The organism is Tissierella sp. (assembly GCF_052089545.1).
Taxonomy (GTDB): Bacteria; Bacillota; Clostridia; order Tissierellales; family Tissierellaceae; genus Tissierella_A.
The window spans coordinates 1-9,059 of record NZ_JBQDAA010000086.1 but is presented as its reverse complement, the minus strand read 5'-3'; the positions used below and the strand labels follow the sequence as shown (position 1 = coordinate 9,059).

The window sequence follows — 9,059 nt, the reverse complement described above, 5'->3', positions numbered from 1 at the left end:
GAGCTAGAAATTCAATGTACTTAGGTAGAGTACAGGGATTTGTAAAGCTTATGAAGTCATTATTTGACGAAAGTAAGTCAATAAAAGTACTTGATTTAGGTTGTGGTTCTGGAGTTATTTCGGTTGAAATCGCAAAGAATTTCCCAAATGCAAAATGTACATTAATAGACCAGGCGCAAGTTATTAACTTTACAAAAGATGTTATAGCAGAAAATAAGGTAGAAGACAGAGTAGAAGTTGAAGTAGGAGATTTTAATACTTATATACCTACAGAAAAATACGATTTAATCATAACGTCAGGAGTTTTAGACTTTGTAAAAGACATAGATAATATGAGTGATAAAATTTATAATTCCTTAGAAGATGATGGATATTTATATGTGAGCACCCATCAAATGAATGATGAATTTACTAAGCCTAAGAACTTCATACTAGGATGGCTTTCAGGTAATTTAAATGGATTAGACATTTTAAAACCACAAAGCTTAGTAATGGAAAGTTTAAATAAATATTCACTTGTAGAAGTAGAAATTGAAAATCATCCAATGACTATATTTAAAAAGGGCAATATAAATGAATAAAAAAATAGCACTAGGAATTATTATTTTAATCCTAGTTTCTTTTGCATCTCTATTTTTAGGAAGATATAGTATTGAACCTAGGGAAGTAATTGAAGCATTTTTAAATAAAATTCATAATGTTTCAGATGAATCCTTTAATAATGCTGTAATCTGGGATATTAGAATTCCAAGAGTATTATTAAATATACTGGTTGGTTTTGGACTTTCAGTAGCGGGAACTTCTTTTCAAGGTATATTTAAAAATAATTTAGTAAGTCCAGATATACTAGGAGTTAGTAGTGGAGCTGGATTTGGAGCGGCACTAGCATTACTGTTATTTCCAGGTTCATCTAAACTACTACTTATAATATCCTTTTCAATGGGAATATTAAGTGTTGCCATAAGTTATTTAATTGCAAAGATAAAAGTAGAAGATTCTGTACTATCTCTAGTGTTATCAGGAGTTATAGTAGGTTCTTTTTTTAATGCCTTAACTTCTTTTATAAAACTAATTGCAGATACAGAATCAACTCTTCCATCAATAACATATTGGCTAATGGGTAGTTTTACTGGTTCTAGTATGGATAAAGTATTTTTAGCAAGTGTTCCAATAATAAGTGGAATAGTAATACTGTTTATTTTAAGATGGAGAATAAATATTCTATCTCTAGGAGATGAAGAGGCAAAAAGCCTTGGAGTAAATCCAAAGAGAAATAGGGTTTTAGTAATAATGGCATCTACATTAATAACTTCTGGTGCAGTAATGGTATCGGGAATAATTGTATGGATAGGAATGCTTATTCCACCTTCCAATTGGTATTGTACTATGTGCAGACAAAAGTGATTCCGTTGTTAAGTACACCTTACCTGAGGGTAACAATCAAATATATGCATCTGAATATAAATTATATATGCCAACTGAAGAAGAATTAAGACGAGAACTTGCTAAGGAATAGGAAATATTAGAGATAGAGAAAAGACTGGAATAAATAAAAAATGCAATGAAAAAAGCCTTCAAATGGATCAACTATGAACATGCACCTGTCAAGTAGACAGTGAAAATAATAAGACTTGACCACAACATATAGTGGTTTTGGAGTGAAAAATGAGCAAAAATTGGGGTCGAAAAGTGTAAATTTCGACCTCTTTATTTATGGCATTACAGGTGTCGATCTATTTCTATAACAATTAATAATGATAGAAGCAAAAGGGCTAAAAACACGAGGGTTCGAGTCCCTTGCTACTATCATTTTTGAATTGGTGGAGACGAAATGCACAAGGGTACATCAATACTTTTTGCCATTCTCCCAGCCCTACTATTATGAATCAACAAGGGCTTCCGATGAAACCGAGCCAGAAAATCAGTGGAAGTCGTTTTCAGAACAGAATTAGATGTTATCTCAATAATAATAATGGATATAAAAAGAAACTGCGTCAAAAAATACCCATGATAAATTTTTTATATTATTAAATCTAGTTAGATTTGAAAGAAAACCTAAATTCATTACATTTGTAACTATTATAAAAAAATTTCTTTGTTATTATAATATTATAGTAAATACTAATAAAGATGGAGGTATAATATGACAATAGTTGATATGAATAATATAGTGAAAAGATATGGAAAACATTTAGCATTAGATTGTGTTGATCTTTATATATCAAAAGGTGAAATTCTAGGACTTTTAGGACCAAATGGAGCTGGTAAAACAACATTAATACATTCACTATGTGGGATAATCAATATTGATTCTGGGGAGATTAGAGTATTTGACAAATCCTACAGGGATAATATGCTTGAAATTAAAAGACAAATTGGATTGGTTACTCAAGAAATTGCTATACTCTGGGATTTGACAGCTAGGGAAAACCTTGAATTCTTCGGTGGAATTTATGGTCTAAAAGGTGAAAAACTAAAGCAACGTGTTGATGAGGCATTGGAGATAGTGGGTCTAACAGAATATAGTAAAAAGCTTCCTACAAAGTTTTCAGGTGGTATGCAAAGAAGACTTAATATAGCTTGTGCACTTGTTCACAGACCGAGTCTTTTAATTTTAGATGAGCCTACAGTGGGAATTGATCCCCAATCACGGAATCATATAATTGATACCGTAAGAGAGCTTAACAGACAAGGGACCACTATAATCTATACCACTCATTATATAGAAGAGGTTCAATCAATAGCATCGCGAGTAGTTATAATGGATCAAGGACATGTTATTGCCCAAGGAACAGTTGATGAATTGGTAGAAAAAATTCAGCATGAAGAAAAGATAAAATTAGAAGTAGTTGAGCCAAATGATATGCTCATTGAAAAGTTAAATAAGCTTGACGGCGTAAAAAAGGTGATTAAAGAAGATAAACAAATAGTAATTATATCAAGTGTAGGTTCTGGTGTCTTGGATCGTGCTTTATATATTGCAAAGGACTATGGGGGAGTACGTTCAGTTAATACTGAAAAACCAAATCTAGAGGATGTATTTCTTACCCTTACTGGAAAGAAATTAAGAGATGGGGAGGAGAAATAAGATGATTTTAAGATCCAGTTATTTTATGATTAGAAGGATGCTTAGAGGTTATCTTGCACATGTGATATTGATATTACTTCCTTTAGCTTTGATAACTATACTAGGTTTAGTAGCAGGAGATGCTGTTGATAGTCATACTAATATACCTTTTATGGATATGATTTCCATAACTCAAGTATTTGCATTTCAGTTCTTTGGTGGGTCTTATACTTTGGAATTTATAAGAAGTGATTTAATTGAATCAACGAAATGGAGACTATATTCATTGCCTTATTCACCCCATGAACATGCATTTTCAATTATTATATCAACGAGTTTGTTTAATATGCTACAAGGGTTGGTAATGGTTCTATTTACTCACTATGTCTATGATGTTAACTGGGGAAATATAGGAATTGTAATGATTACATTACTTGCTCTTTCGATTTTATCCCAGTTGGTGTATTTAAACTGTGCACTGGGAATAAAAAACTATAAAACAGCTGAAAGAGCAGGTACAGCCTTTGGATTAATATCCATAACCTTAGGAGGAGTTTGGTTTACTATACCCGATATTGGAATTTTGAACTTTATAACTTCATATGTGAATCCATTTTCTTTAGGAGGAGGAGCAACATATGCGGTGATATTGGGAAATATGGGAGATGCATTATTATATATTGGGATATTATTAGTAGAAGCAGTGATTATGTCAGCCATAGCAATATATATTGGAAGGAGAAAATTTGCATGACTATATTTAAATTTATTTTCAAGCGATATTTTCGCCAACCATCAAATATTATATTTCTATTAGTTTTACCTATAGTGTTAGTTTTCTTACCGGATTTAGAATGGCCTCCCATACCTATGGGTTTTCAATATTATGGAGTATTGCTATTGTTTATAGCTACAAGGCTTACAGGGATTATATTGGATGATCGTTCTAGAAAGACTACTTTAAGAATCAGTGTTGCACCTATTACCCATTTTCAGTATCTATGGCAGAATCTATTAGCCTATTCGGTATTACTCACAGGAGTGAACGGCCTCGTGGTATTAATAGGGGTATTATATCATGGTGAAAATTTAGTCTCTCCAATATTGTTATTTATAGTCTACACATTTTTTTCTGTAACAGCTATTGGTTTTTCTTTAGCACTTTACGCTATAATTCGTAATAAAGAGGCAGCATTAGCTTTATTAACGGGTGTAATAGCATTGATTAGTATGTTAGGTGGAGTTTTCTGGCCAATACAGATTATGCCAGTGTTTATTCAGCGTCTTGCAATGTTATTACCAACCTACTGGTACGCTGAAGGGATTGTACGAATTGCTTACGGTGGTTCTCTAGGTGATATTGCTCTACCTCTAGTTATGATGTTTATGTTTACCATTGGATTTTTAATATTTGGAAGTAGAAGAGATATTATTTGATTTGGATTGTTGATTAAAGTTGTAAATGTTATAATTGCTTTATATGAAACATTAAGAGGTGCAAATATGCAACGTAAACTTGAAATGTGGACTCCGAAAAATAGTATAATACTAGCACGCACAATAGGATTATTCCTACTTTTAAATCTTTGGATAAGAGGAGATGGTAGTGAGGTAGGAATAGTCCTTCTGTTGTTTTTGATGATAATGTCATTAATTCGTTGGAGGCTTATTATTCCCAATTGGGTGATACTTATAGATCAAGTAGCCTGTATGATAGCTATCCCTCTTTGGGAAGAGGCATCATTTGGCCTTGCTATGCCTTTCCTTGAAGCTATGATTATAGGAAAAGCATGGATGTCTTTGCCTAGTCTCATCTATATCATTATATTTAATATATTTTCCTTTCCTTTAATCATTACTTTCATACTGGCTAGCTTTATAGGGAAAATTCTTAATGGTTGGTCGATTGATACAAGAATATATAGGCAAGACCTAGATAAGCAAAGACACGGTAGATATGAATTGGAAGAGCTTAAAGGTGAGATACTTATTGCCAATTCTCAAGTTGCACGCATGGCAGAGTTAAGTGAGCGTAATCGAATTGCTCAGGAATTACACGATAATGTAGGACATGAACTAACGGCTGCTCTTTTAGCATTACAAGCATTTGAACAATTGTGGAAAGAAGGAGATCCTTTAGCAATTGATATGTTCCAACAGTCAAAAGAACGACTAAATAATAGTGCTACTCAATTAAGAGAAACGGTTCATAATATGAAACCTTTAGAGGTAATGGGGATTAATAGATTGAAGGATATATGTTATGGATATAGTAATTTAAAAGTAGACTTTAGTATTTTTGGGGATTCATCAACTGTGCCTGTACACTTATGGAGCATTCTTGAGCCTTGTTTAAAGGAGGCTTTAACTAATGTATCACGCTATGCTCAGGCTAGCAAAGTAGAAGTTGATTTGGACATAAATCCTCATATTGCAAGATTAAGTATAATAGATGATGGAATAGGTAGTAGAGGTGATGGAGTAGGAATTGGAATAAGAAACCTTAGGCAACGTGCTCAGGCGGTAGGTGGGAATATATCTACTGATTCTACAGATAAAGGTTTTAGTCTAATCTGTGTTCTACCAATGGATAGGGAGGAAATCACAAAATGAAAATTATAATTGTAGATGATGATCCTTTAGTATGTAAAAGCCTACAGGTTCTCCTTTCAAGGGAAGATGATATAGAAGTACTAGCTACAGCATATAATGGTGAAGAGGCTATAGAAACTTGTGAAAGGATACTTCCAGATGTGGTTCTCATGGATATACAAATGCCCATAATGGACGGAATAGTTGCCACTAGAAAGATTAAGGAAAATTGGCCACAAATTAAGGTGATGATGATAACTACGTTTAAAGATGAACAAAATATTCGTCTTGCAATTTTAGCAGGAGCAGAAGGCTATTTGATAAAATCGATTAAAATCCAAAATATGGCTCAACAAATACGTGCTTTATTATCTGGCACTACAGTGCTGGATTCAGAGGTATTAGAACAATTGACTCAAAATCAAAAGACTGAGTATGAACAATTAACCCCTCGAGAAAAGGACGTTTTAGAATTGGTAGCCCAAGGTCTATCAAATCGTGAGATTGCACAGCAGCTTTTTATTACAGAGGGGACGGTACGTAATAGTTTATCAATTATATTGGAAAAACTACAAGTAAGAGATCGGACTCAACTTGCTATAGATTATTGGAAAAGGAATACTCATAAATAAATATATTGTAATTAAAATATATATCTAGTCAGATGATATCTGCAAGACACCCTTCCACCAAGGAATAACTAGGTTCATATGACATCATTATTGTACTCTCAAAGCACGTTGAGGCAGCAATTCTGATGACGTATTGTGGTTTGGAAGAGAAAGAATAAGGTTCGACCACAACATGTAGTGGTTTGAGGATGAAAATCGGGTCAAAAATTGGTGGAAAAACACCGATTTTTGACCCTTTTAAATAGGGCATTTGACAGATGACATTGGACAATTAGAGATATTTGAAGAGTAAGTGGTTAAATTTGATTGATATTATGGTAGGTTAATTATATATTATAGATGAATATTAGTACTAAAATATAATCCTAGTTAATTTTTACATGGAAATCTGACTCATCAGAAACTCATATTGGATTACCCAAAATGAATGTTGAAGATAAGGAGTTTGCTAATTCTATAATGATCAGCAGGAGAAGAAGTAGTTAAGAAGTTTTGCGATATTATTATAAAGCATGTAAAAAATAAATCCACACTATATGTAAATTTAAAAACTAACAGACTATTTAAAGACTTTTATACATCATTATGGACTTATAGTATAAAGAAAATAGTTATAAACGCTGTTAATATAATATTTCATTCAAAATATGGAATAGAAATTAAAATATAAATGTAACTCGCTTGCTTGACAAACACTGATTGAAGCCCACTGGTTTATTGGTAGAAGCCTACTGACTAGAAGCTCTTTTTTATTTTGTAAGTTAATAATTTATATGATTATAGAAACAAGTTAATATATTGATAATTTGATAGTCCGTATTAAATATATTGACAAATTTTTATTATAATGCTAAGCTATGACTATAAAACCAAATATAGTCATAGGATAAGGAGGTGGATTATGGCAACTCCATTTAGTGATAGGGAAAGAGAACAAATAAGAAAAAAACTAAATGATGTAGCACAAGAGTGTCTTTTAAACTATGGTGTAAGGAAGACTACAGTTGATCAAATTGTACAAATGGCAGGTATATCAAAAGGGTCTTTCTATAATTTTTATCCAGGGAAAGAAATTTTATTTTTCAAGGTATTAGAGGAATATCAAAAATCTATTATTGATAAATTATCTAATAAGTTAAGAGTAGAGGAAAATATAGGAATAGATAAATTTACAGAATTGATTTATCAATTATATCAAGATGTTAGGCAATCTTTTATCATGAGCATAATTCAAAATCAAGAATTTGAATTTCTTATCAGGAAATTACCTAAAGAACTTATTATTGAGCACCATTCATTAGATGACATATTAACAAAGAATGTTTTTTCTTATATTAAAATTAAAGATGGTATAGATATAGACATTATCTCAGCTTCATTAAGAGCAATTTTCATGACAATGATACACATTGAAGAAGTTGGAGAAAAGCATTTTGATGAAGTATTAAAATTATTAATAAAAGGTCTTGCTCAGCAGATAATTAAGGAGGATTAAAATAATGGCCGAAATTATTAGAACTACAAACTTAACAAAGACTTATGGGGAAACCCATGCTGTTGACAATGTGAATTTATCTGTTAAGCAGGGAGAAATATTTGGATTTTTAGGTCTAAATGGTGCAGGTAAAACTACTACTATAAGAATGTTGCTAGGAATGATAAAACCAACATCAGGTCAGTGTTATCTTCAAGGTGAAAAGGTAAGTGCAGGCAATATAGAGACTTGGAGTAATGTAGGGTATATTGTGGAAACACCCCATTCATATCCTGAGTTGACAGTAAGAGAAAATTTAGAAATTGTTAGTAGGTTAAGAGGGATAAAAGATAAAAGTAGTGTAAATTGGATTATTAAGAAGCTAAAGTTAGAAGACTATGCATCAAAGAAATGCAAACATCTCTCTTTAGGGAATTCACAACGACTTGGCATAGCTAAAGCAATAATTCATAAACCTAAAATCTTATTACTTGATGAGCCTACAAATGGATTAGATCCTGCTGGTATTGTTGAAGTCCGTCAGCTGCTTACGGATTTGGCAAAAAACTCTGGCGTAACAGTACTTATATCTAGTCATAAATTGGATGAGATTTCAAAGATTGCTACTAATATAGGAATAATACATGATGGAAAACTAATAAAGGAGATAAATGAAGAAAAACTTGAAAGCCAGTTAAAGAAATCATTGATATTAGACGGAAAAAATAGAATTGCAATGAAATCAATCCTTTCTAAAGCTGGATATAAAACATATCTTCAAGATAGAAGTTTGACTGAGGAATCTTTTCCTTTGCAAATACAAAATGAAGATGCTGTAAGGAGACCTGAAAACATTGCTACCTTGCTTGTAAATGCAGGTCATCCTCCAACACTATTAAAAGTTGAAAAGGAAGATTTAGAAATGTATTTCTTAAGAACTATTAAAAAAATTGGGGGAGATCCAAAGTGAATAAAATAATAACTTGTGTTTCAATAGAACTAAAAAAGTTGTTTAAATCTAAAGTACCTTTAATAACAATGCTTGCACTTACATTGGTACCATTTGTTGGAGGATTTTTTATGTTTGTTCTAAAAAATCCTAGCTTAGCACAACAGTTAGGTTTTATTTCAGCAAAGGCACATATTATGGGAACAGCGGACTGGACTTCTTATCTTAGTCTGCTTACACAAGCAATTGCTATTGGCGGAATAGCAGTATTCGGATTTGTAACAAGTTGGATTCGGTAGATGTCAATATAGTTGACGCATTAATTTTAAATTAATTAATTATTTA

At 32.1% G+C, this 9,059-nt stretch carries 11 protein-coding genes; all 11 read left to right on the top strand.

The annotated features are described in order from the left end of the window. Positions 1 to 581: class I SAM-dependent methyltransferase (locus ACTHW2_RS07525; protein ID WP_442263332.1), on the top strand; the 581-nt coding region annotated here is incomplete at its 5' end. After that, entirely contained in the window at positions 574 to 1,404 is an 831-nt protein-coding gene (locus tag ACTHW2_RS07520; protein WP_442263331.1) for a FecCD family ABC transporter permease, read from the top strand. The genes ACTHW2_RS07525 and ACTHW2_RS07520, both read left to right, overlap by 8 nt. Next, a complete protein-coding gene (locus ACTHW2_RS07515; RefSeq protein WP_442263333.1) occupies positions 1,373 to 1,516 on the top strand; it encodes a PDDEXK nuclease domain-containing protein in 144 nt (47 codons plus the stop codon). Before ACTHW2_RS07520 ends, ACTHW2_RS07515 begins: the two co-directional genes overlap by 32 nt. 627 nt (positions 1,517 to 2,143) lie before the next feature. After that, positions 2,144 to 3,088, top strand: coding sequence for an ABC transporter ATP-binding protein (locus ACTHW2_RS07510; RefSeq protein ID WP_442263330.1), 945 nt, complete (start codon positions 2,144 to 2,146; stop codon positions 3,086 to 3,088). A gap of 1 nt (position 3,089) precedes the next feature. Then, complete coding sequence (locus ACTHW2_RS07505) at positions 3,090 to 3,821, top strand: ABC transporter permease (RefSeq protein ID WP_442263329.1); 732 nt, start codon at positions 3,090 to 3,092, stop codon at positions 3,819 to 3,821. Beyond that, on the top strand, positions 3,818 to 4,504 hold the full coding sequence (locus ACTHW2_RS07500; protein WP_442263328.1) for an ABC transporter permease: 687 nt from the start codon (positions 3,818 to 3,820) through the stop codon (positions 4,502 to 4,504). The genes ACTHW2_RS07505 and ACTHW2_RS07500 overlap by 4 nt, the downstream gene beginning before the upstream one ends. 9 nt (positions 4,505 to 4,513) lie before the next feature. Beyond that, positions 4,514 to 5,680, top strand: coding sequence for a sensor histidine kinase (locus ACTHW2_RS07495; RefSeq protein WP_442263327.1), 1,167 nt, complete (start codon positions 4,514 to 4,516; stop codon positions 5,678 to 5,680). Continuing rightward, positions 5,677 to 6,291, top strand: a complete 615-nt coding sequence (locus ACTHW2_RS07490; RefSeq protein ID WP_442263326.1) for a response regulator — start codon at positions 5,677 to 5,679, stop codon at positions 6,289 to 6,291. Before ACTHW2_RS07495 ends, ACTHW2_RS07490 begins: the two co-directional genes overlap by 4 nt. A 901-nt stretch (positions 6,292 to 7,192) precedes the next feature. Next, the gene (locus tag ACTHW2_RS07485; protein WP_442263325.1) at positions 7,193 to 7,786 is read left to right on the top strand and encodes a TetR/AcrR family transcriptional regulator; all 594 of its coding nucleotides are present in this window, start codon (positions 7,193 to 7,195) and stop codon (positions 7,784 to 7,786) included. A gap of 4 nt (positions 7,787 to 7,790) precedes the next feature. Then, positions 7,791 to 8,735 carry an ABC transporter ATP-binding protein gene (locus ACTHW2_RS07480; protein ID WP_442263324.1) on the top strand — a complete coding sequence of 315 codons (945 nt, stop codon included), beginning with the start codon at positions 7,791 to 7,793 and terminating at the stop codon, positions 8,733 to 8,735. Then, positions 8,732 to 9,013 (top strand): hypothetical protein, encoded by a 282-nt coding sequence (locus ACTHW2_RS07475; protein ID WP_442263323.1) that lies wholly within the window; start codon positions 8,732 to 8,734, stop codon positions 9,011 to 9,013. The genes ACTHW2_RS07480 and ACTHW2_RS07475 overlap by 4 nt, the downstream gene beginning before the upstream one ends. Positions 9,014 to 9,059: the final 46 nt, after the last annotated feature.

What these genes read in the sequence shown, in the direction of transcription:
- ACTHW2_RS07520 (WP_442263331.1), top strand. Translation starts at nt 574, where the DNA reads ATGAATAAAAAAATAGCACTAGGAATTATTATTTTAATCCTAGTTTCT.
- ACTHW2_RS07510 (WP_442263330.1), top strand. Translation starts at nt 2,144, where the DNA reads ATGACAATAGTTGATATGAATAATATAGTGAAAAGATATGGAAAACAT.
- ACTHW2_RS07505 (WP_442263329.1), top strand. Translation starts at nt 3,090, where the DNA reads ATGATTTTAAGATCCAGTTATTTTATGATTAGAAGGATGCTTAGAGGT.
- ACTHW2_RS07500 (WP_442263328.1), top strand. Translation starts at nt 3,818, where the DNA reads ATGACTATATTTAAATTTATTTTCAAGCGATATTTTCGCCAACCATCA.
- ACTHW2_RS07490 (WP_442263326.1), top strand. Translation starts at nt 5,677, where the DNA reads ATGAAAATTATAATTGTAGATGATGATCCTTTAGTATGTAAAAGCCTA.
- ACTHW2_RS07485 (WP_442263325.1), top strand. Translation starts at nt 7,193, where the DNA reads ATGGCAACTCCATTTAGTGATAGGGAAAGAGAACAAATAAGAAAAAAA.
- ACTHW2_RS07480 (WP_442263324.1), top strand. Translation starts at nt 7,791, where the DNA reads ATGGCCGAAATTATTAGAACTACAAACTTAACAAAGACTTATGGGGAA.